19 protein-coding genes are annotated in these 20,074 nt (G+C 72.2%); 9 read left to right on the top strand and 10 right to left on the bottom strand.

Going from position 1 to position 20,074, the window contains the following annotated elements; genetic code table 11:
• Positions 1–190 precede the first annotated feature (190 nt).
• The 5 genes from ACIA6B_RS17970 to ACIA6B_RS17950 all read right to left on the bottom strand — a co-directional run bounded on the left by ACIA6B_RS17970 (position 191) and on the right by ACIA6B_RS17950 (position 8,200).
• Entirely contained in the window at positions 191–3,076 is a 2,886-nt protein-coding gene (locus ACIA6B_RS17970) for a discoidin domain-containing protein (protein WP_396774555.1), read from the bottom strand.
• A gap of 155 nt (positions 3,077–3,231) precedes the next feature.
• Positions 3,232–4,857 carry an alpha-amylase family glycosyl hydrolase gene (locus ACIA6B_RS17965; RefSeq protein ID WP_396774553.1) on the bottom strand — a complete coding sequence of 542 codons (1,626 nt, stop codon included), beginning with the start codon at positions 4,855–4,857 and terminating at the stop codon, positions 3,232–3,234.
• A gap of 58 nt (positions 4,858–4,915) precedes the next feature.
• Positions 4,916–5,803 carry a carbohydrate ABC transporter permease gene (locus ACIA6B_RS17960; RefSeq protein WP_396774551.1) on the bottom strand — a complete coding sequence of 296 codons (888 nt, stop codon included), beginning with the start codon at positions 5,801–5,803 and terminating at the stop codon, positions 4,916–4,918.
• 3 nt (positions 5,804–5,806) lie between these two features.
• Complete coding sequence (locus tag ACIA6B_RS17955; protein WP_396774549.1) at positions 5,807–6,766, bottom strand: carbohydrate ABC transporter permease; 960 nt, start codon at positions 6,764–6,766, stop codon at positions 5,807–5,809.
• Between the two features lie 57 nt (positions 6,767–6,823).
• Positions 6,824–8,200: an ABC transporter substrate-binding protein gene (locus ACIA6B_RS17950; protein WP_396763122.1), complete on the bottom strand. Its 1,377-nt coding sequence runs from the start codon at positions 8,198–8,200 to the stop codon at positions 6,824–6,826.
• Between the two features lie 229 nt (positions 8,201–8,429).
• Here ACIA6B_RS17950 and ACIA6B_RS17945 point away from each other — a divergent pair, with 229 nt between their 5' ends.
• Positions 8,430–8,834 carry a VOC family protein gene (locus tag ACIA6B_RS17945; protein ID WP_396774548.1) on the top strand — a complete coding sequence of 135 codons (405 nt, stop codon included), beginning with the start codon at positions 8,430–8,432 and terminating at the stop codon, positions 8,832–8,834.
• On the top strand, positions 8,831–9,139 hold the full coding sequence (locus tag ACIA6B_RS17940; RefSeq protein ID WP_396774546.1) for a winged helix-turn-helix transcriptional regulator: 309 nt from the start codon (positions 8,831–8,833) through the stop codon (positions 9,137–9,139). The genes ACIA6B_RS17945 and ACIA6B_RS17940 overlap by 4 nt, the downstream gene beginning before the upstream one ends.
• A 6-nt stretch (positions 9,140–9,145) precedes the next feature.
• Here the strand turns inward: ACIA6B_RS17940 and ACIA6B_RS17935 are convergent, their stop codons facing one another.
• Positions 9,146–10,165, bottom strand: coding sequence for a LacI family DNA-binding transcriptional regulator (locus tag ACIA6B_RS17935; RefSeq protein ID WP_396774544.1), 1,020 nt, complete (start codon positions 10,163–10,165; stop codon positions 9,146–9,148).
• A gap of 206 nt (positions 10,166–10,371) precedes the next feature.
• On the opposite strand from ACIA6B_RS17935, the gene ACIA6B_RS17930 reads away from it, so the two are divergent.
• Positions 10,372–12,399 (top strand): glycosyl hydrolase family 28-related protein, encoded by a 2,028-nt coding sequence (locus ACIA6B_RS17930; protein WP_396774542.1) that lies wholly within the window; start codon positions 10,372–10,374, stop codon positions 12,397–12,399.
• Positions 12,400–12,459: 60 nt separating this feature from the next.
• Here the strand turns inward: ACIA6B_RS17930 and ACIA6B_RS17925 are convergent, their stop codons facing one another.
• From ACIA6B_RS17925 to ACIA6B_RS17910, 4 genes are all read right to left on the bottom strand, one after another.
• Entirely contained in the window at positions 12,460–13,269 is an 810-nt protein-coding gene (locus ACIA6B_RS17925) for a SigB/SigF/SigG family RNA polymerase sigma factor (protein ID WP_107155617.1), read from the bottom strand.
• A 128-nt stretch (positions 13,270–13,397) separates the two neighbouring features.
• A complete protein-coding gene (locus ACIA6B_RS17920; protein ID WP_396774540.1) occupies positions 13,398–14,003 on the bottom strand; it encodes a GerMN domain-containing protein in 606 nt (201 codons plus the stop codon).
• Complete coding sequence (locus ACIA6B_RS17915; RefSeq protein WP_396774538.1) at positions 14,000–15,349, bottom strand: ATP-binding protein; 1,350 nt, start codon at positions 15,347–15,349, stop codon at positions 14,000–14,002. The genes ACIA6B_RS17920 and ACIA6B_RS17915 overlap by 4 nt, the downstream gene beginning before the upstream one ends.
• Positions 15,346–16,020, bottom strand: coding sequence for a response regulator transcription factor (locus ACIA6B_RS17910; RefSeq protein WP_396774536.1), 675 nt, complete (start codon positions 16,018–16,020; stop codon positions 15,346–15,348). The genes ACIA6B_RS17915 and ACIA6B_RS17910 overlap by 4 nt, the downstream gene beginning before the upstream one ends.
• Before the next feature lie 149 nt (positions 16,021–16,169).
• On the opposite strand from ACIA6B_RS17910, the gene ACIA6B_RS17905 reads away from it, so the two are divergent.
• The 6 genes from ACIA6B_RS17905 (at position 16,170) to ACIA6B_RS17880 (ending at position 20,049) form a co-directional block, all read left to right on the top strand.
• A complete protein-coding gene (locus ACIA6B_RS17905; protein WP_396774534.1) occupies positions 16,170–16,541 on the top strand; it encodes an STAS domain-containing protein in 372 nt (123 codons plus the stop codon).
• Between the two features lie 9 nt (positions 16,542–16,550).
• Positions 16,551–16,865 (top strand): hypothetical protein, encoded by a 315-nt coding sequence (locus ACIA6B_RS17900; RefSeq protein ID WP_396774533.1) that lies wholly within the window; start codon positions 16,551–16,553, stop codon positions 16,863–16,865.
• On the top strand, positions 16,862–17,398 hold the full coding sequence (locus ACIA6B_RS17895; protein ID WP_396774532.1) for an STAS domain-containing protein: 537 nt from the start codon (positions 16,862–16,864) through the stop codon (positions 17,396–17,398). The genes ACIA6B_RS17900 and ACIA6B_RS17895 overlap by 4 nt, the downstream gene beginning before the upstream one ends.
• A 23-nt stretch (positions 17,399–17,421) precedes the next feature.
• Positions 17,422–17,712 (top strand): BON domain-containing protein, encoded by a 291-nt coding sequence (locus ACIA6B_RS17890; RefSeq protein ID WP_281942650.1) that lies wholly within the window; start codon positions 17,422–17,424, stop codon positions 17,710–17,712.
• Between the two features lie 135 nt (positions 17,713–17,847).
• Positions 17,848–19,284 (top strand): cellulase family glycosylhydrolase, encoded by a 1,437-nt coding sequence (locus ACIA6B_RS17885; protein WP_396774613.1) that lies wholly within the window; start codon positions 17,848–17,850, stop codon positions 19,282–19,284.
• A 102-nt stretch (positions 19,285–19,386) separates the two neighbouring features.
• Entirely contained in the window at positions 19,387–20,049 is a 663-nt protein-coding gene (locus ACIA6B_RS17880) for a YdcF family protein (RefSeq protein WP_396774531.1), read from the top strand.
• The last annotated feature ends 25 nt before the right edge of the window (positions 20,050–20,074 follow it).

Raw genomic sequence — 20,074 nt, 5'->3', positions numbered from 1 at the left:
GTGGACGGACACCTTCTTCCCGGGGGAGGTGGAGAGGCGTTGACGGGGGTGGAGGGGATGTGGTGGGGGGGGGGGGGGGGGGGGGGGGGGGGGGCGGCGGGGGGGGGGGGGGGGCGGGGGGGGCGGGGGGGGGGGGGGGGGGGGGGGGGCGGGCCGGCCCCCCCCCCCCCCCCCCCCCCCCCCCCCCGGGTCAGGAGGCGTAGACCTCGAACTCGGAGAGCTGGCCGGCCGGCCAGCCGGTGTTGCCGGTGAACGTCAGCCGCACGAAGCGGCGGTCACCGGAGGGCAGCGCGATCGACACGCTGTTGCCGGACGCCGGGTCGAACGTGTAACCGGCCGCCGACTTGAGCGTGGTGAACGACGAGCCGTCGGTGGAGCCGAGCACGGCCACCGTCTGGGTGCGGGTCTGCCAGGCCGCCGACGGCGGCAGCTTGAGCACCACCCGGGCCACCGGCCGGGCGCTGCCCAGGTCGACGGTCACCGACTGCGGGAACGCGTTGTTGGCGCTCTCCCAGTAGGTGTTGGCGTTGCCGTCGACGGTGTTGCCGGCGCCGTAGACGTCGGCGTGGCTGGTCTCCGCGACCGGCCGGCCGGCGGCCAGGTTGCCGGTCGGCGGCGCGGTGGTCGGCGGCGGGGTCGACGGCGGCGGGGTGGTGGTGGGCGGCGGGGTGGTCGTGCCGCCGCCGTACACCTCCAGCTCGGAGAGCTGGGCCGCCGGCCAGCCGGTGTTGCCGGTGACGGTGACCCGGACGTACCGGCGGGCGCCGGACGGCAGCGCGATCGAGACGCTGTTGCCGGCCGCCGGGTCGAAGACCCGGCCCGCCGACGAGGCGAGCGTGCTGAACGAGGAGCCGTCGGTGGAGCCGAGCACGGACAGCGTCTCGGTGCGACGCTCCCAGCCGGCCGGCAGCTTGAGCACCACCCGGTCGACCGTGCGCGACGCGCCGAGGTCGACCGTCAGCGACTGCGGGAACGCGTTGTTGGCGCTCTCCCAGTAGCTGGCCGCGTTGCCGTCGACCGCGTTGCCGGCCGCGTACGTCTGGTTGACGCTGGTCGCGGTCGCCGGCCGGCCCAGGGCCAGGTTCCCGCCGGTCGGCGGCGGGGTGGTCGGCGGCGCGGTGGTCGGCGGGGCCGTGGTCGGAGGCGCGGTGGTCGGGGGCACGCTGGTGGACGGCGGGCTGGACGGGCCGTTGCCCCACTGTGGCTGCGGCCACGGCCCGCAGTACGGGGTGGCCGTGTACCAGCCGGAGTTACCGGTGCCCTGGGTGATCTGGAAGCCGCTGCCCACGCAGTTGTGCATCGGGTTGGCCTGGGCGATGTTGGTGGCCCGCACGTTGGTGAAGCTGACCTGGCTGGGCGCCTGCACCTGGAGCGCGTACGTGCCCGCGCCGTCGATCCGGACGTTGGTGAACGAGATGCCGCTGGTCTGCCCCTCGATCCAGTGCAGCGCCGCGTACGAGCTGTCCAGGATGTCGGTGTCGGTGACGTTGATGGCCGCGCCCTGGATCGGCTCGTTGAGCGCGGAGAACCAGATCGCCCCCACCCCGAAGTTCCAGTTGTAGTCGGAGTTGCCGTTGCGGATCAGCGTGTTACGGGCGACCGTGATGGTGCCGGCCACCGCCGTCGACCCGGTCACCCCGGGATAGCGGTTCGCGACGTGGATACCGCCGCCGTTGGTCACCGAGTCGGCGGTCACGTTGTCGGCGATGGTGATGTCGCGCCCGCCGTAGGTGACCAGGTGGTTCGCCAGGATCGTCACGCCGATCGTGTTGTGGGTGAACGAGTTGCCGACGTTCGGCACGCTCTGCGCCCACATCGCCAGCGCGTCGTCGCCGGTGTTGCGGACGAACGTGTTGGTCACCGTGGAGTTGGTGACGCCCCAGTGGAAGTTCACCCCGTCCGCGGTCTGGTCCAGGATGCGGCTGTTGCGGATGGTGAAGTTGTCCATCGGCCCGTCCATCCAGGCGCCGACCTTGGTGTGCTGCAACCACAGGTTGTCCACCACCGAGTTCGACATCGCGCCGCCGAGCGCGTTGACCTGGTCCTCGTCCACCCGCTCCCGGATGTCGCCGATGATGGCGAAGTCCCGCAGCGTGACGTTGCGGCTCGGCCCGCCGGCCTCGTGCGAGCGGATCTCCCCGGAGTAGCCGCCGCCGGGCACGTACTTGCCGTAGATGCCGGCGGCGCGCTTGCGGTCGGTGGGGTGCCGGCCGCCGAGCACCGAGTACCACGGCCCGGCGCCGCGCAGCGTCACGCCGTCGACCACCACGTGGTCCCAGAGCGTGAACGTGCCGGACGGGATCCACACCGCTTTCCCCTGCGCCTTGCCGGCGTCCACCGCGGCCTGGAACCTCGCGGTCGAGTCGGTGGCGCCGGTCGGGTCCGCGCCGAAGTCGGTGACCACGTCCAGCACGCCGGACGGCTTGCTGATCGGCGCGGCGACCAGCTCGAAGTCGGCCAGGTCGATGGTGAACGTGGGTGACTGCGCGGTCGAGGAGACCTGGAGGCGGATCTTCGTGCCGGCCGGGTAGGTGGTGCCGAACATCGCCCGGGTCTCGTCGTAGAAGTGGTGCGGGTTGGTGTCGCCCGGGTTGTTGTTGAACGGGTAGCCGCCGTAGTACCAGCCGTACCGGGAGGTGACCGGCACGGCCTTGACAAGCGTGCCGTTCGCGCGCAGGTCGATGCTGGCGTCCCGGCCGGTGCCGGCGGCGCTGTCCGGCAGGCTGTACCGGAACGTGACCGCGTTCGCGGGAGCGGCGAGCGTGAACTCGACGTACTCCCCGACCGCGTCGAGGGTGACCGCCTCCCGGCCGGACGCCTCGGACGGCAGCGTGCCGTAGCGTCGGTCGGGGCCGATCTTCGTGCCGTTGTGCGCGGCCTGCTCCGCCTCCTGCTCCCGGAACGGGACGGTGGCGCCGCGGCCGGTGATGTCGAACGGGGACAGTCCGGCGGCCTGCGCCGGGGTGGCGGTGGAGGTCAACGCCACGACGGTGAGTGTCGAGGCGGCGAGCGCGGCGGCGGCCAGGGCCGCCAGCCCGGTGGTGCGGTGGCGGTGCGCGGTGCGGTGCTCGGCCATGCGGGGTGTGCTCCCTTTCGTCGGTGGCCAGATCCCCCGTTGCGGCGGTGCGGTTCCTTCCTCCCCAGGTGTTCCGCGGCGGCCGGGACGGGCCGCCGGTGTGGTGCGGCGCGGTGACGCCGACGGCGGGACGGAGCCGCCGGCGCCACCGCGGTTCAGCGCGATCCGGTACGCAGCCAGACCGCGGTGTCCGGTGGCAGCCGGTCGTCGTCGAGTGGGCCGCTGGCCAGCAGCAGCCGGTCGTGCGCGGGCAGCGGCACGGCCTCGCGGCCCAGGTTGACCAGGCAGGTGAACCCGGGTTCGCGGGCGAACGCGAGCACCCCGTCCGGTGCGGGCAGCCAGCGCAACGCGCCGTCGCCGAGCGCCGGTTCGGCCCGGCGCGCGGCCAGCGCCGCCCGGTACAGCTCCAGCATCGAGTGCGGGTCGCCGGTCTGGGCGCGGGCGGTACGGTCCTTCCAGTCCGCCGGCTGCGGCAGCCACGGCGCGGCGGTGGCGTCGTCGGGGCTGAACCCGAACGGCGGCGTGTCGCCCTGCCAGGGCAGCGGCACCCGGCAGCCGTCCCGGCCCGGGTCGACCCGTCCGGAGCGTTCCCACATCGGGTCCTGCCGCAGCTCGTACGGGATGTCCTCGACCTCCCAGAGCCCCAGCTCCTCGCCCTGGTAGACGTAGGCGGCGCCGGGCAGCGCGAGACTGAGCAGCGCGGCGGCACGGGCCCGGCGGGTGCCCAGCTCCAGGTCGGTGGGGATGCCCTCACGCTTGGCGGCGAAGCTGAACGTGGTGTCGGCCCGGCCGTAGCGGGTGACGTGCCGGGTGACGTCGTGGTTGGAGAGCACCCAGGTGGCCGGCGCGCCGACCGGCGCGTGCGCGGCCAGCGTGCCGTCGATGCTGTCCCGCATCGCGGCGGCGTCCCAGGCGCAGCCGAGGAAGTCGAAGTTGAACGCGGTGTGCAGCTCGTCCGGGCGCAGGTAGTTCGCGAACCGCTGCCGGTCCGGCAGCCACACCTCACCGACCAGCGCCCGCTCGCCCGGGTAGCTGTCGGCGATCCGTCGCCAGGCCCGGTAGACGTCGTGCACGCCGTCCTGGTCGCGGAACGGGTGCGGCCGGTCCGGGTGGACCTCGGGCAGGGTGCCGTCCTTGACCAGCAGGCCGGCCGAGTCGATGCGGATGCCGTCCACGCCCCGGTCGAACCAGAACCGCAGGACGTCCTCGAACTCGGCGCGCACCCGGGGGTGGTCCCAGTTGAAGTCCGGTTGCTGCGGCGCGAACAGGTGCAGGTACCAGTCGCCGGGCGAGCCGTCCGGATCGGTGGTGCGGGTCCAGGTCGGGCCGCCGAACTCGCCGGTCCAGTCGGTCGGCGGCCGGGAGCCGTCCGGGCCCCGACCGGCCCGGAACCAGAACAGGTCCCGTTCCGGCGCGTCCGGACCGCCGGCCAGCGCCGCCTGGAACCACGGGTGCGCGTCCGAGCAGTGGTTCGGCACCACGTCGACGATGGTCCGGATGCCGAGCGCGTGCGCCTCGCTGATCAGCGCCTCGACCTCGGCGAGCGTGCCGAACACCGGGTCGATGTCGCGGTAGTCGGCCACGTCGTAGCCGGCGTCGGCCATCGGCGACGGGTACCAGGGGCTGAACCAGATCGCGTCGACGCCGAGCGCGGCGAGGTGGTCCAGGCGGGACCGGATGCCGGCGACGTCACCGATCCCGTCGCCGTTGCCGTCGGCGAAGCTGCGCGGATAGACCTGGTAGATCACCGCGGAGCGCCACCACGGGCTAGTGTCGACCATGGACACGGTCACCTGCTTTCTGCGGGTCGGTTCTGATGCGACGGGCGGCGGTGCCCGGTCAGCCCTTGAGTCCGCCGGTGGTCAGGCCGGACATGATGTTCCGTTGGAAGATCAGGAACAGCACGACGGTGGGGATCGCGGCGATCACCGACGCGGCGATCACCACGTTCATCGGGGTGCCGCCGGCGAAGGCGTAGATGCCGACGCTGACCGTGCGCGTCTCGGGTGACGGCATGACCAGCTTCGGCCAGAGGAAGTCCTTCCACACCGCGGTCACCGCGAAGATCGCCACCACGCCGAGGATCGGACGGGACATCGGCAGCACGATCGACCAGAGTGTGCGCAGCGGCGACGCGCCGTCCATCACGGCGGCCGACATCAGGTCCTCCGGGATCGAGTCGAAGAACCGCTTGAGCAGGAAGATGTTGAACGCGTTGGCGACCAGGGGCAGCCAGATCGCGAACGGCGAGTCGAGCAGGTTGACGTGCACGATCGGCAGGTCGATCACGGTCACGTACTGCGGGACGATCAGCACCATCGCCGGGATCATCAACGTCGCCAGCATCAGGCCGAGGATCAGCCCGCCCAGCACCGGACGCAGCTTCGACAACGCGTACGCGGCGGCGGTGTCGAACACGAGCTGGAACAGCACCGCGCCGGTGGCGTAGTAGAACGTGTTGAACAGCAGTTTCGCCAGGTCGAGGTTGGTCCACGCGTCGACGTAGTTCTGCGGCTGCGGGTCGCGCGGGAACAGCGACGGCGGCGTCTGCGCGATCTCCTGGCCGCTCTTGAGCGCGCCGGTGACCATCCAGTAGAGCGGGCCGAGGAAGACGAGCGTGAACGCCACCACCACGACGGCGAGCACGGCCCAGTAGAGGACCCGGCCGCGTCCGCGCCGCAGTTGGGCCGGGGAGATGAGGGTACGGGTGGCGGAGTCGACGGCCATGTCCTAGTCCTGTCTCGCGGTTAGTCGCACGTAGACGGCGGAGAACCCGGCCAGCACCACCAGCATGATCACGCCGAGCGCGGCGGCGCCGTTGAGGTCGTTCTGGAAGAAGCCGTGCTGATAGATCAGGTACGCCACCGACGTCGCCGAGTCCTCGGTGCCGGCGCCGTTGGCGAGGATCAGCGGCTCGATGAAGAGCTGCATGGTGGCGACGATCTGGAGCATCGCCAGCAGCGCCAGGATCAGCCGGGTCTGCGGGACCGTCACGTGCGCGATCCGCCGCCACACTCCGGCCCCGTCGATCTCGGCGGCCTCGTACAGCTCGCCGGGGATGTTCTGCAACGCGGCCAGGTAGATCAGCACCGCGCCGCCCATGTTCATCCAGGTCGACGCCAGCACCATGGCCGGCATCGTCATCGTCGGCGACTGCATCCACTCCGAGGTGGGCAGCCCCAGCGCGGTGAGGACCGCGTTGAACAGTCCCGCCTCACTCGGGTCGTACGCGTAGAACTTGAACAGGAACAGCGCGGACGCCGGCGGCAGCATCACCGGCAGGTAGACCAGCGCCCGCAGGTAGCCCTTCGCGTGGCGCAGCTCGTTGAGCAGGATCGCCACGAAGAACGGCACCGCGTAGCCGAGCACGAGCGCGAGGCCGGTGAAGACGAACGTGTTCTTCCAGGCGGTCCAGAAGCTCGGGTCGGCGATGATCCGGGTGTAGTTGTCCCAGCCGACCCAGGTGGTCTCGCCGCGCCGGGTGCGCTGGAAGCTCATCACCACGCCGCGGACCATCGGGTACCAGGAGAAGACGGCGAAGCAGGCGACCGCGCCGATGAGGAACGTGTGCCCGGTCAGGTTGTCCCGTACCTTCCGGCCGAGCCCGGCGCGGCGCGCGGCGGTCTGCCGCGGCGGCGGTGCGGGACGGCCGGGTCGGCGGGTGGCACCCGGGGCGGTGGTGAGCGCCAAGGCAACTCCTGCGGTAGTGGGTGGGGGCCGGTGCGGCCGGCCCCCACCCCGGTCGGGTCAGCTACCGGCGGCGAGGAGCTGGTTGACCTTGTCCTCGGCGGTCTTGAGCAGGGTGTCGATGTTCGCGTTCGGGTTGGTCAGCACCCCGGACATCGCGGCGTCGAGCACCGCGTAGATGGCCTGGGCGTTGCGCGGCTCCCCCTTGATCGGCACCGGGTTCGCCTCGAAGGCCGTGAAGTTGGTGGTGTCCACGTTGGCGTTGGCCTTGCGGAGTTCCAGTTCCTGCTTCTGCGCGTCGCTGCCGTTGGTGAACAGCAGCGGCTGGGGCAGGCCCACCGGGTAGTTCTGCGGCTTGGCCCGGACGTAGTCGAACTGGCCCTTGCCGGGCGTGAGCTTCTGGTAGGCGATCCACTTCAGACCGGCCTTGACCTGCTCCGGGCTCAGGCCCTTCTTGAAGAAGTAACCCTCGCCGCCGCCGAGCGTCGCCTTGGCCGGCCCGTCCTGGCCGGGCAGCGGGCCCATCGCCCAGTCCTGGTACTTGCCCTGGAACTGGCTGACGATCGCCTGGGTGGCGTCCGGCGCGCCGATGAACATGCCGACCTTGCCGGCTCCGGCGTTGGTGAGCAGGTCCCCCCACTGGAGAAGCTGGCGGCTGCCCATGCTGTTGTCGCCGTAACGCATGTCCTTGAGGTTCTGGAGGACCTGCTTGCCCGTCGGGTTGTTGAAGTCGGCCTTCTTGCCGTCGGCGGACAGCACCTGGCCGCCCTGGGAGTAGAGCAGCGAGGTGAAGTGCCAGCCGCCGGTGTTGCCGGCGCTGTACTCGGAGTATCCGGCGACGCCGCCGCCGAGCGCGGAGATCTTCTTGGCCGCGGTCCGCACCTCCGGCCACGTCTTCGGCGGGTTGGCCGCGTCGAGCCCGGCTCGCTGGAACAGCGCCTTGTTGTAGATCAGGCCCATCGAGTAGTTCTTCACCGGGACGCCGTAGAGCTTGCCGCCGTCGGTGAAGACCTCCTTGAGCGCCGGGTCCACGCTGTCCCAGGTGGGGATGGTGTCCTTGGTGGCGTACTCGGTGATGTCCATTGCCTGGCCGGAGTCCAGCACCTGCTGGAGGTCGGTCATGTAGCCGTAGAAGACGTCGGTGACGGTGCCGCCGGCGAGGCGGGCGGTGAAGTCCGGCGGGTTGTTGCACTGTTCGCCGACGCTGACGCTCTTGACCACGATGTTCGGGTTCTGCCGCTGGAACTCGGCGACGTCGTCGTTCCAGTTCTTCAGCAGTTCCTTCTGCGCGCCGACCGGCTGGCAGTCGACCGTGATGGTGACCTTGCCGCCGGCGTCGGCGGAGTCGTCGCTCTTGGTGGAGCACGCCGCGAGGCTGAGCCCGAGGCCGGCCGCGAGCGCCGCCGCCGCGACCTTCCGATATTGCGGTACGGACATCTGTCCATCCCTTCGGGAACGGTTATATCGATGACCTGCACTGGTGTGGGTGACCCCCGGTGAGTGGAGTCAATGTAGCGACGCCGACTCTTAACGGCAAGGTTTCAACGTGATGACGAAAGAACACGACTTGATGACGGATGATCGAGACGACGGCCCGAGGCAGGTCGCTCCCACGCGGGGCGCGTGCTCCTTGACGGACTACTTGCATTTTGCAAGCATGGTTCCCATGAGCCTCTTCATCACCTGCCCGGTCGAGAGCGTCGAGCGCGCGACCGCCTTCTACACCGCGCTCGGCTGGAGCCTCAACGCCGAGATGTCCGACCACAACGTGTCGTGCTTCGCGATCGCGCCCGAGCAGTACGTCATGCTCGGCAGCCGCGAGATGTACGCGAGCGTCGGCGGAGTCGAGGAGCTGGTCGGCGGGGCGCAGACGCCCTCGAAGGTCACGGTCTCGTTCGACCTGGGCAGCCGCGAGGCGGTCGACGAGCTCGTCGCCCGCGCCGGCGCCGCGGGCGGGCGGATCGGTGACACCGACGACTACCCCTTCATGTACCAGCGCCAGTTCGACGACCCCGACGGCTACCACTACTCGCCGTTCTGGATGAAGACGGACGCCGATCCCGCCGCGTGAGCGACCTCGCCGCCGCCCTCGACGTCGTCGGAGCACGGTGGGCCCTGCTCATCGTGGAACGGCTGCTCGACGGGCCACAACGCTACGGCGATCTCCAGCGCGACCTCGGCGTGCCGACGAACATCCTCGCGACCCGCCTGCGCGAACTCGAAGCGGCCGGCGTGCTGCGCCGCCTGCCCCTTCGACACAACACCCGGGCGTACGCGCTGACCGAGCGCGGGTCGGCCCTGCGCGGGGCGATCGTCGCGCTCGGCGACTGGGGCCGGAACGACGCCCGGGCAGCGCCTCCCCGGAACCGGGAGTAGGCATCGCTACCCGAGAGACGCTCCCGGGGAGCGGGGGGCGGGCGCGGTGGAGCCGCGTACCACCAGCTCGGGCTCGAAGAGCAGCTCGTCGTGCAGGACGCCGGCGCCCTCGATCTGGGTGACCAGCAGGTCCACCGCGGCCTGCCCCATCGTCTCGATCGGCTGCCGGACCGTGGTCAGCGGCGGATCGGTGCAGGTCATGAACGCGGAGTCGTCGAAGCCGACCACCGACACGTCGGCCGGCACCGCGCGGCCGAGCCGGCGGGCCGCCCGGATGGTGCCGAGCGCCAGCACGTCGCTGGCGCAGACGATGCCGGTCACCCCGCGCTCGATGAGCTTGGTGGCGGCGACCCGCGCCCCCTCCATGGAGAAGCTGGAACGCTCGACGAAGCGGCGCTCCGTGCCCCAGTCGGCGGCCCGGACCATGGCGTCCAGCTTGCGCCGCGAGGGCACGTGGTCCTCCGGGCCCAGCACCAGCCCGATCCGCTCGTGCCCGAGCGAGCGCAGGTGCCCGTACGCCTGCTCGACCGCGACCGCGTCGTCGGTGGACACGCGGGGGAAGCCCAGCTCCTCGACGCCGGCGTTGACCAGGACCACGGGCAGGCCCCGGTCGGTCAGCCGCCGGTAGTGCTCGTGCGAGGCGTCGGCGAGCGCGTACGAGCCGCCGGCGAAGATGACGCCGCTGACCTGGTGGTCGAGGAGCATCTCCACGTAGCCGGACTCCGGCACGCCACCGATGGTGCGGGCGCAGAGCGCCGGCGTGAAGCCCCGTTGGGCGAGGGAGCCGGTGACCACCTCGGCCAGCGCCGGGAAGATCGGGTTCTGGAGTTCCGGCAGGACCAGCCCGACCAGTCGGGCCCGCTCCCCGCGCAGCTTCGTCGGGCGCTCGTAGCCGAGCACGTCGAGGGCGGTCAGCACGGCCGTCCGGGTCGCCTCGGACACGCCACCCCGACCGTTGAGCACCCGGCTCACGGTCGCCTCGCTGACGCCCGCCTTGCGGGCCACTTCCGTCAAGCGCTTCGTCACCGCGGCATCGTACGTCAGATTCTTGCAAGAAATGAACAGCGACTCGGCATCCTGCCGGTCATCCGCCACGGTTGTCAGCCCGAAAGATTCGAGCAGTTCCATGCTTGAAAGCCGACAAGTGCCAGGAATAACATGAGGCACCTTGTCGGCGGGCACCCCTCGCCTCCGTCGAGGCCCCGTCCCTCCTCGCGAAAGTGGGTGCTCCGATGCAGCGGAGCGTGGAGAGCAGGTCGGGCCGTCGCCCGTCCCTGCCGAGAATTCTCGCGGTGGCGGTCACCGCCGCCGCCCTCGTCGTACCGCCGGGTGCCGCCACCGCCGCGACCGGGTCGCCCGGCCCCGCCCCGGTGGTGACGCGGGCGGCCCTCGACCCGGCGCTGACCGCCGGTCGCGGCGCCACCGTCGACTACGTCGAGCAGGAGGCGGAGAACGCGCGGACCACCGGCACGGTGATCGGCCCCGACCGCTCCGCCTACACGCTCGCCGGCGAGGCGTCCGGCCGCCGCGCCGTGCGCCTGCTCCCCGGTCAGCACGTCGAGTTCACGCTGCCCCGGGCCACCAACGCGTTGACCGTGCGGTACAGCATCCCGGACGCGCCGGGCGGGGGCGGCATCACCGCGCCGCTGCGGGTCGACGTCGGGCGCGCGCCCGCCCGCACGATGCGGCTCACCTCGGCGTACGCCTGGCTCTACAACCAGTACCCGTTCACCAACGACCCCGACGCCGACCTGCTGCACCCGGACTGGTGGATCACCGAGTGCTCCTGCGTGCCGGCCGCCACCACACCCGCCCCGGTGATCGCCAAGCCGTTCCGGCCGCACCACTTCTACGACGAGCAGCGGCTGCTGCTCGGGCGCACCCACCGGGCCGGCGAGGTGGTCCGACTGACCGCGCCGACCGGGACGGCCGCCGCCTGGACGGTGATCGACCTGCTGGACGCACACCTGATCGCCCCGCCCCGGGTGGTGCCCCGCGCGGTCAACGTGCTCGCCTTCGGCGCCGACCCGACCGGGCGGCGGGAGTCCGCCGACGCGTTCGACCGGGCCGTCGCGTACGCCCGGCGGGTGGACCGTCCGCTCTACCTGCCGCCGGGCCGGTTCCAGGTCAACCGGCACGTGATCGTCGACGACGTGACGATCGTGGGCGCCGGAAGCTGGTACACCGTCGTGACGGGACGCGAGGTCGCCCTGGACCCGCCTGCGCCGGACGGCTCCCGGCACACCGGCGTCGGCTTCTACGGACGCGACGCCGCCGACGGCGGCAGCCGCGACGTCCACCTCGCCGGCTTCGCCATCGAGGGCGACGTCCGCGAGCGGATCGACACCGACCAGGTCAACGCGCTCGGCGGCGCGCTCAACCACAGCACGATCGACGGCCTCTACCTGCACCACACCAAGGTCGGCATGTGGTTCGACGGGCCGATGACCGGGCTGCGGGTCACGAACACCGTCATCGCCGACCAGATCGCCGACGGCCTCAACTTCCACACCGGCGTCACGCGCTCCTCGGTGACCAACTCGGTGGTCCGCAACAGCGGCGACGACGCGCTGGCCATGTGGTCGGAAGGGACCGCGAACGCGGGCAACACGTTCGCGTACAACACGGTGCAGTCCCCCGTGCTGGCCAACGGCATCGCGCTGTACGGCGGCGCCGACCTGACCGTGGCGCACAACCTCATCGCTGACCCGGTACGCGAGGGCAGCGCGATCCACGTGGGCGCCCGGTTCGGGGCCGAGCCGTTCGCCGGCCGCGTCCGGATCACCGGCAACACCACGGTCCGGGCCGGCACCTACGACCTGAACTGGAACATCGGCCTCGGCGCGATCTGGTTCTACGCGCTGGACCGCAGCATCGACGCCGACATCCAGGTGACCGGTGACGCCTACCTGGACAGCACCTACAACGCGATCATGCTGGTCAGCGACTGGCCGGTGAAGGACCAGGTCCGCATCGACGGCGTCGTGTTCCGCGACGTCCGGGTCGACGGCACCGGCACGTCGGTGGTGAGCGCCCGGACCGCCGGCGGCGCGAGCTTCGCCGGCGTGGACGCGCGCAACGTGGGCGCGGTCGGGGTGAACAACTGCGGCTCGTTCCACTTCACCCCGGCCGGGTCGGAGTTCACCGTGACCGACCTCGGCGGCAACGGCGGATGGCTCGCCCCGTGGCTGCTGCCCAACACCATCACCTGCGACGACCGCCCCCCGGTGGTGCCGCCGCCCCCGCCGTCGACCTGGTGATCGGCCGCTGACACGCGTGATGCCGCCACCTCGGTGAGGTGGCGGCATCAGCGCGGTGGATCAGGCCTCGGTGAGCTGGCCCCGCAGCTTGGTCAGGGCGCGGGCGAGCAGGCGCGACACGTGCATCTGGGAGACACCGACCTTGGCGGCGATCTCGCTCTGGGTCAGGTTGCCGTAGAAGCGGAGCGTGAGGATCTTCTGCTCCCGCTCGTCGAGCGTGGCCAGCGCCGGGCCGAGCGAGGCGCGCAGGTCGGCCAGCTCGTACTCGTTGTCGTCGATGCCGAGCGTGTCGCCCAGCTCGGTGGCGCTGTCGCCGTCGCCGATCGGGGTCGAGAGCGAGACCGCGTTGTAGGCGCGGGCGCCCTCCAGGCCCTCCAGGACCTCTTCCTCGGTGACGCCGAGGTGCGTGGCGATGTCGGCGACGGTCGGCGCCCGGTTGAGCGTCTGGGTCAGCGAGCTGTTCGCCTCGGAGATGCGCAGCCGCAGTTCCTGGAGGCGGCGCGGCACCCGGATGTTCCAGGTGCGGTCGCGGAAGTGCCGCTTGATCTCGCCGAGGATGGTCGGGATGGCGAAGCCGGCGAAGTCGACACCGCGGGAGGCGTCGAACCGGTCCACCGCCTTGATCAGGCCCAGCGCGGCCGTCTGCGCGAGGTCACCGGCCGGCTCGCCGCGACCGCTGTAGCGGGCGGCCAGGTGGTTGGCCAGCGGCAGCCACGCCTCGATGACCTGGTTACGCAGGGCGGCCCGCTTCGGGTGGTCCGCCGGCAGTTCGGCGAGCGCCGCGATCAGCTCGCTGGCACGGGACTCCTCACCGGTCTGCGGCGCGCGGTGCACCTCGGTGGCGGACGGTGCCATGGTCATCGTGGTCATGCTGCCCTTCCTGTCCTCGAAGAACGGGTGGGACCCCCACACCGGTCGTGGGAGCAACACTAGACCAAAGTTCACCAGCAAATCAACCGAACGGACGATGGATGTTTGCCGCATAAGCGGACAAAAATTCAGCGCAGCAGCAGCGGACGGTAATCAGCGGCGGTCAGCGGCAGTGCCGAGACGCTTCCGTCGGCACGTGGCACCTCCAGCGGCTCGCCGTCCTGGCGGAACGCGACGCTGTCGACGTCCGGTCGCTGGGTCAGGCTGCACACGATCTGCCCGAACGCGAGCACCTCGTCGTTACGGCCGGTCTCCTCGCCGGCCTGCCGCACGTCGACCGTGGCGACGGTGCCGGCCAGCGCCGCGCCGGCCACCGCCACCGTCCCCGGCAACGCGGTGGCCAGTCCTCGCCCACGCTCGGTCTGGTCCGGCCCGGCCAGCAGGTGCTGGAGGTGGGCGTCCACCCCGGGCAGGCCGTCCACCCGGCGGGTCACCACTGCCAGCCCGTCGTCGCGTACGAAGCAGAACGGCTCGTCCACCCGCCCGTCCGGGTCGGCCGTCGTGCTGCCCGCCGGCGTCGGGAACCGACCGGGCGGCGGCTGCACCAGCCGGGGCTCGTCGTCGACCGGCACGCCGCAGCCGGCCAGCAGCACGATCGCGAGCAGCGCCGGAACCAGCCGTCGAACGGTCGGACGCCCGACGGCGGCGCGACCCGCAACCGCGCGCCGCGTCATCGGACCGCTCCCGGCAGCTCGACCCGGAACCGGGCGCCCCGATCCCGGTCCCGCACGGTGGCCGTGCCGCCGTGCGCGGCGGCGTGCTGGGCCACCAGGGCCAACCCGAGGCCGGTGCCGTCGGTGCCGGCCCGGGCGTGCGCGGCCCGCCCCCGGACGAACCGGTCGAAGATGGCCTCCCGGTCCGCCGGTGGCACCCCCGGCCCCTCGTCGTCGACCTCCAGGACGCCCACCCCGTCCGCCGCGCCGAGGCGGACCGCGACCGGGCCGCCGCCGTACCGCTCGGCGTTCTCCAGCAGGTTCAGCAGGACCTGGGCGAAGCGGCGGCGGTCGATCCACCACTGGCGCGGCACCCCGTCGGCCACCTCCACCAGGCTCTCCGGCAGGGACCGTTCCCGGCAGGCGGCCCGCGCCAGCTCGGCCACGTCGACGGTCTGCCGGTGCGCGGGCTGCTCGGTGCGGGCGAGCTGGATGAGATCGTCGACCAGCCGCTGGAACCGGGCCACCTCGTCGGCGACCAGGCCGGCCGCGGTGGCGGTGCGCTCGTCCTGGTGCTCCTTGCGACGGTTCAGCACGCTCGCCGCCGCGGCCAGCGTCTGGAGCGGGGAGCGCAGCTCGTGGCTGACGTCGGCGGCGAACCGCCGGTCCCGGTCGATCCGCTGCACCAGCTTGTCGACCATCTCGTTGAACGAGCTGGACAGGCGGGTGAGATCCGGGTCGGTGGTCGGGTCCAGTCGGGTGGCGAAGTCACCGGCCGCGATCCGCTCGGCGGCGTCGGCGACCGCGGTGAGCGGGCGGAGGCTGTTGCGGGTGGCGTACCAGCCCAGCGCCGCGCCGGCCCCGGCGATCATGATGGCCACCGCGGTCAGCGCCAGCCCGACCACCTGGAACGTGTCCTCCACCTCCCGCAGCGAGGTCAGCTCGTAGTAACCCAGCTCGCCCGGGAGCGGCACGCCGACCAGCAGCGTCGGCTGCCCGTCGAGGCGGATGCGCTGCACGGCGGGCTGCCCGTCGGCGACCACGCGTTGCAGTTCCGCCGGCACCGAGCTGGCGCCCACGTCGGCGGTACGGGCGTACCAGCCGGTGCGCAGGTGCAGCAGCGGACGCCGGGCGCTGCCGGTGTCCAGCGAGCGCAGCACCGCCACCACGTCCGGCGCACCGGTGTCCAGCCCCGACCGCACCACCGCGGCGTCGTAGTACGCGGCCCGGACCGCGGTGCGCTCACGCTCGTCGAGCAGCGAACGACGGGTCAGGTCGTACGAGAAGAGCGCCATCAGCGCGGCCAGCAGCAGGGCGCCGACGGCGAACGCGGCGGTGACCCGGGCGCGCAGTCCGGGTCGACTCATCGTTGCAGCTTGTAGCCGAGGCCCCGGAGCGTGACCAGGTGGCGGGGGTTGGCCGGATCCGGTTCGATCTTCTGCCGCAGCCGGCCCACGTGCACGTCGACCAGCCGCTCGTCACCGGTCTCGTACCCCCAGACGCGGCTCAGCAGCTGCTGCCGGGACAGCACCCGACCGGCGTGTTCGGCCAGTTCACAGAGCAGCCGGAACTCGGTGCGGGTCACCGGCACCGGGTGGCCCGAGCGGCGCACCTCGCCGGCCTCCGCACTGATCTCCAGGTCGCCGAAGAACTGGGCGGGTGCGGGGCCGGCCACGGTCCGGACCCGCCGGCGCAGCGCCCGCAGCCGGGCCGACAGCTCCTTGATCGCGACCGGCTTGACCACGTAGTCGTCGGCGCCGGCCTCCAGCGCGGCGACGATGTCGTGGGTGTCGTCGCGGGCGCTGATCACCACGACCGGGACGTCGTCGTCGCGGCGCAACTGACGGATGCAGTCGAAGCCGTCGATGCCGGGCAGCATCAGGTCGACCAGCACGTAGTCGGCCGGGTTCTCCCGCTGCCGCCGCAGTCCCTCCTCCGCGGTCGCCGCCCCGTCGGCCTGGTAGCCCTCCTCCTCCAGCGCGAGCTGGAGCGCGAGCCGGATACGGTCGTCGTCCTCGATCACCAGTACGGCCGTCATATGCGCATCATGACCGGCCCAGCACGGCTCGCCCAATCGCGCCGGCCGTTCGTGGCTTTTGTCATCGAACCGTCATCCAACCGTCCGGTGACCTCCACGGTCACCACCCAGAGTGGGAGCGGACCGGAACCCGTCACGGAAGCGATCTGATGACCACCAGCCTGCCGCCCTCCCCGCCGGAGTCCACCGTGCCGCACGTCCGGGTGGAGATCACCGAGGAACTGGGCCTGGCCGGACTGCCCGAGGTCACCCACGTGCTCGATCAGATCCTGGCGCTGCGCCCCCGCGCGGTGACGATCGACCTGGCCGAGTGCCGGCACGTGGACGCCGCCGCCATCGCGCTGCTACTGGACGTGCACCGCCAACTCGCCCGGCGTGACGGAACTCTCACGCTGAGCAACCCGCATCCCCGGATCCGGCGCATCCTGGCCACCGCCGGGCTCGGCGCGACCGTCCCCATCGTCGACACGCCCCGCCCGGCCACGCGCGGCCGGGCCCGGGTCTCGTCCGCGCCGCGCTGAGGAGGAGTGGTGACCGTCAGCACGCTCGTCGGGGCGCTCGTGGTGGGACTCGCGGTGGGCGGGTTGGGGCGGTTGGCCGTCCCGGGTCGGAAGGCCGTACCGGTCTGGTTGACCCTCGCGCTCGGGGTGGCCGCCGCGCTGCTCGGCGCGATCGTGACCGGGTTGGTCGACCGACGGCCGGACGGCACCGTACTGGTGTCTCTGCTGGTGCAGTGCGGCTTCGCCGCCGTGGCCGTCATCCTGGCGGTGCTGGCCGCCGGCCGGCCCGGGGCGGAACGGTCGGCGCCGCCCGACCCGGGGGCCCGGCGGAAGGAGGAGGTGTGACGGTCGTACCGGCGGAACACCTGATGATGCTGATCTGCGACGCCTGCGGCGACAGCGTGACCGGCACGGGCGCCACGCTGCCGGACGCCGAGGTGGTGTGGACGCTGGTCTTCGAGCACGACTGGGTCGGTTCCCCGTTCGCCTCCGGACCGCACCACTGTCCCCGGTGCAGCGCCCGGGCGGTGGTCGCCGACGACGGGCTGGGCCTGGACGACCTGGAACAGGTCGGGGGGCAGCCGGCCGCGCCGGAGACGGACTCCGCCGAGGCGGTACGCCGGGCGCTGACCGACCGGCACGTCCGGGGCGAGCGGGTGCTTGTCGACCTCGCCGGCCTGGAGGTGATCGACTCCGTCGGCCTCGGCCTGCTGGTCCGCGCGCACCAGGAGGCCCGGCGGAACGGCCGGCGGCTGTGCCTGGTGGCGCCGTCGCGGTTCGTACTGACCGTGTTGCACACCATGCGGCTCGACGGCGTGTTCTCCGTCGTCGACGACCGCGTCCCGGCGTCGGGTGCCGCACCCGACCCGAGGTCATGAGCGAGCAGAAGGAGCCTCCCGCAGTGATGATGCCCTGGCCGTACCCCGATTTCCCGTTCGCCGGCGACGGGCCGGAGCCCGACGGCGCGGACGTGCGGCTGGCCTCCCTGGTCGCCCAGCGGCTCAGTGCCGACTGGACCACCCGGCGGCAGCAGATCACGGTCACCGTGCAGAACCGGGTGGTCATCCTCGCCGGCCTGGTCGCCGATCCGGAGACCCGCCGGGTCGCCGCCGAGCTGGCCTGGGACGTGCCCGGCGTGTTCGACGTCTGCAACGCGCTGCGGCTCTACGGCGGGCGACGCTCCCGGCGCTGATCCGCCGGTTGCACGTATCGGCGTACGCCTCTACCCTCGGCGTGGGAGCGCTCCCCAGGCCGCCACGTCGGGCTTTCCGGGCAGGTTGACGACGGGCATCGTCCGATCACCACCCACCAGATGGGACCTTCCCGTATGTTCTCGAATTCCCGCCCGTCCCGGCGGCATCTGCTCGTCGGCGGCGCGGTCGGCGCGCTCGCCCTGGCGGCGACCGCCGTCATGCCGACGACGGACGCGATGGCGGCGACCGGCTGCGCCGTCACCTACACCACCAACTCCTGGCAGGGCGGCTTCACCGCCAACGTGACCGTGAAGAACCTGGGCGACCCGGTGAGCAACTGGACGCTGGGCTTCAGCTTCCCCGACGGCGGCCAGCGGGTGGTGCAGGGCTGGTCGGCCACCTGGCAGCAGAGCGGTGCCGCGGTGACCGCGCGCAGCCTGGACTACAACGGCGCGCTCGGCACCGGCGCCAGCACCACCGTCGGCTTCAACGGCTCGTGGACCGGGTCGAACCCGAACCCGACCGCGTTCACGCTCAACGGCACGGTCTGCACCGGCGGCACGAGCACCCCGCCGCCCACCACGCCGCCGCCGACCACTCCCCCGCCGACCACCCCGCCACCGCCCACCGGCACCACGCCGGTCGCGATCAACGGGCAGTTGCGGGTCTGCGGGGTCAACCTCTGCAACCAGTACGGCCGCCCGATCCAACTGCGCGGCATGAGCACGCACGGGTTGCAGTGGTTCGCCAACTGCTACACCGACACCTCGCTCAACGCGCTCGCCGACGACTGGCAGGCCGACCTGCTGCGCATCGCGATGTACGTGCAGGAACAGGGCTACGAGACCAACCCGGCCGCCTTCACCAACCAGGTGAACACGCTCGTCGACAAGGCCGAGGCCCGGGGCATGTACGCGCTTATCGACTTCCACACGCTGACCCCCGGTGACCCGACCTACAACCTGGACCGGGCCAAGACGTTCTTCGCCACCGTGTCGGCGCGCAACGCGGCCAAGAAGAACGTCATCTACGAGATCACCAACGAGCCCAACGGGGTGAGCTGGTCGACCATCCGCAACTACGCCGAGCAGGTCATCCCGGTGATCCGGGCGAACGACCCGGACGCCGTGATCATCGTCGGCACCCGGGGCTGGTCCTCGCTCGGCGTGTCCGACGGCAGCAACTCCGACGAGATCGTCAACAACCCGGTCCGGGCGGACAACATCATGTACACGTTCCACTTCTACGCCGCGTCGCACAAGGACAACTACCGCAACGAGGTGCAGCGGGCCGCCGCCCGGCTGCCGCTGTTCGTCACCGAGTTCGGCACGGTGACCTACACCGGTGACGGCGCGGTCGACACGGCCAGCAGCAACGCCTGGCTCGACCTGCTCGACCGGCTGAAGATCAGCTACGCCAACTGGACGTTCTCGGACGCGCCCGAGGGCAGCGCGGCGCTGCGGCCGGGCACCTGCGCGGCGGGGAACTTCACCGGCACGTCGGTGCTGACCGAGTCCGGCGCGTACCTGCGCAACCGGATCCGTACCCCGGACAACTTCCCCACCTCCTGACCGGGCGGGGGGGGGGGGGGGGGCCCCCCCCCCCCCCCCCCCCCCCCCCCCCCCCCCCCCCCCCCCCCCCCCCCCCCCCCGCCCGCGCCGTAGCGTGGGCACATGACGCCGACCGCGACCGTGCTGCTGGTCTTCGGGCGGGGGGTGGTGGCCGACGAGCGCGGTTACCGGCTCACCGCCGAGGGGGTCGCCCGCACCCGGGCCGCCGTCGCGTACGTCCGTGCCCACGCGGCCGAGTTCCGGGCCGCGCCCGACGCGCGGGTGGTGTTCACCGGTGGCTGGCCGCACGGGCCGGTCGGGGCGCCGGACCCGCCGGCGGGCTGCCGGGAGGGTGAGCTGATGCGGGCGCTCGCCCGCGACGCCGGCCTCGACGCGTACGCCCGACTGGACGCCGAGACGCGCTCCCGCACCACGTTGCAGAACCTCGCGCTCACCGTCCAGGACGGACTGCTCGGCGCGGCCGGGTTCACGCCCGCCCGTCCGCTCGGGCTGGTCTCCCATCCGTGGCACCTGCCCCGGATCCGGCTGCTCGCCGCACGGGCGCTCGGGCTGCGCGGCGCGCAGTTGCTGGACGTGCCGGTGACCGGCCCGGACGCGGTGCCGGCCGGACGTGAACGGGCGGCCCGGGTGGCCTGCCGGATCGGCTATCTGGGCCTGCGTACCCCGGAGGCGCTGTTGCGCCGCGAACGTGGGCTGACCCGCGCCGCCCACCGGGTGGAACGGCTGCTCGGCACGCGGGGATTCGCGGCCCGACGCGCGGGGTAGAACGCGCTCGTCGATCCACCCGGCG

This window comes from Micromonospora sp. NPDC051141, from assembly GCF_044455765.1.
Taxonomy (GTDB): Bacteria; Actinomycetota; Actinomycetes; order Mycobacteriales; family Micromonosporaceae; genus Micromonospora.
This window is presented reverse-complemented; position numbering and strand designations above follow the sequence as displayed.

Bases quoted from the DNA above. Each gene is read 5' to 3' on its own strand.
- ACIA6B_RS17880 (WP_396774531.1), top strand. From the start codon at position 19,387: ATGACGCCGACCGCGACCGTGCTGCTGGTCTTCGGGCGGGGGGTGGTG.
- ACIA6B_RS17920 (WP_396774540.1), bottom strand. From the start codon at position 14,003: ATGACGCGGCGCGCGGTTGCGGGTCGCGCCGCCGTCGGGCGTCCGACC.
- ACIA6B_RS17965 (WP_396774553.1), bottom strand. From the start codon at position 4,857: ATGGTCGACACTAGCCCGTGGTGGCGCTCCGCGGTGATCTACCAGGTC.
- ACIA6B_RS17905 (WP_396774534.1), top strand. From the start codon at position 16,170: ATGACCACCAGCCTGCCGCCCTCCCCGCCGGAGTCCACCGTGCCGCAC.
- ACIA6B_RS17910 (WP_396774536.1), bottom strand. From the start codon at position 16,020: ATGACGGCCGTACTGGTGATCGAGGACGACGACCGTATCCGGCTCGCG.
- ACIA6B_RS17885 (WP_396774613.1), top strand. From the start codon at position 17,848: ATGTTCTCGAATTCCCGCCCGTCCCGGCGGCATCTGCTCGTCGGCGGC.
- ACIA6B_RS17925 (WP_107155617.1), bottom strand. From the start codon at position 13,269: ATGACCACGATGACCATGGCACCGTCCGCCACCGAGGTGCACCGCGCG.
- ACIA6B_RS17930 (WP_396774542.1), top strand. From the start codon at position 10,372: ATGCAGCGGAGCGTGGAGAGCAGGTCGGGCCGTCGCCCGTCCCTGCCG.
- ACIA6B_RS17915 (WP_396774538.1), bottom strand. From the start codon at position 15,349: ATGAGTCGACCCGGACTGCGCGCCCGGGTCACCGCCGCGTTCGCCGTC.
- ACIA6B_RS17970 (WP_396774555.1), bottom strand. From the start codon at position 3,076: ATGGCCGAGCACCGCACCGCGCACCGCCACCGCACCACCGGGCTGGCG.
- ACIA6B_RS17950 (WP_396763122.1), bottom strand. From the start codon at position 8,200: ATGTCCGTACCGCAATATCGGAAGGTCGCGGCGGCGGCGCTCGCGGCC.
- ACIA6B_RS17960 (WP_396774551.1), bottom strand. From the start codon at position 5,803: ATGGCCGTCGACTCCGCCACCCGTACCCTCATCTCCCCGGCCCAACTG.
- ACIA6B_RS17945 (WP_396774548.1), top strand. From the start codon at position 8,430: ATGAGCCTCTTCATCACCTGCCCGGTCGAGAGCGTCGAGCGCGCGACC.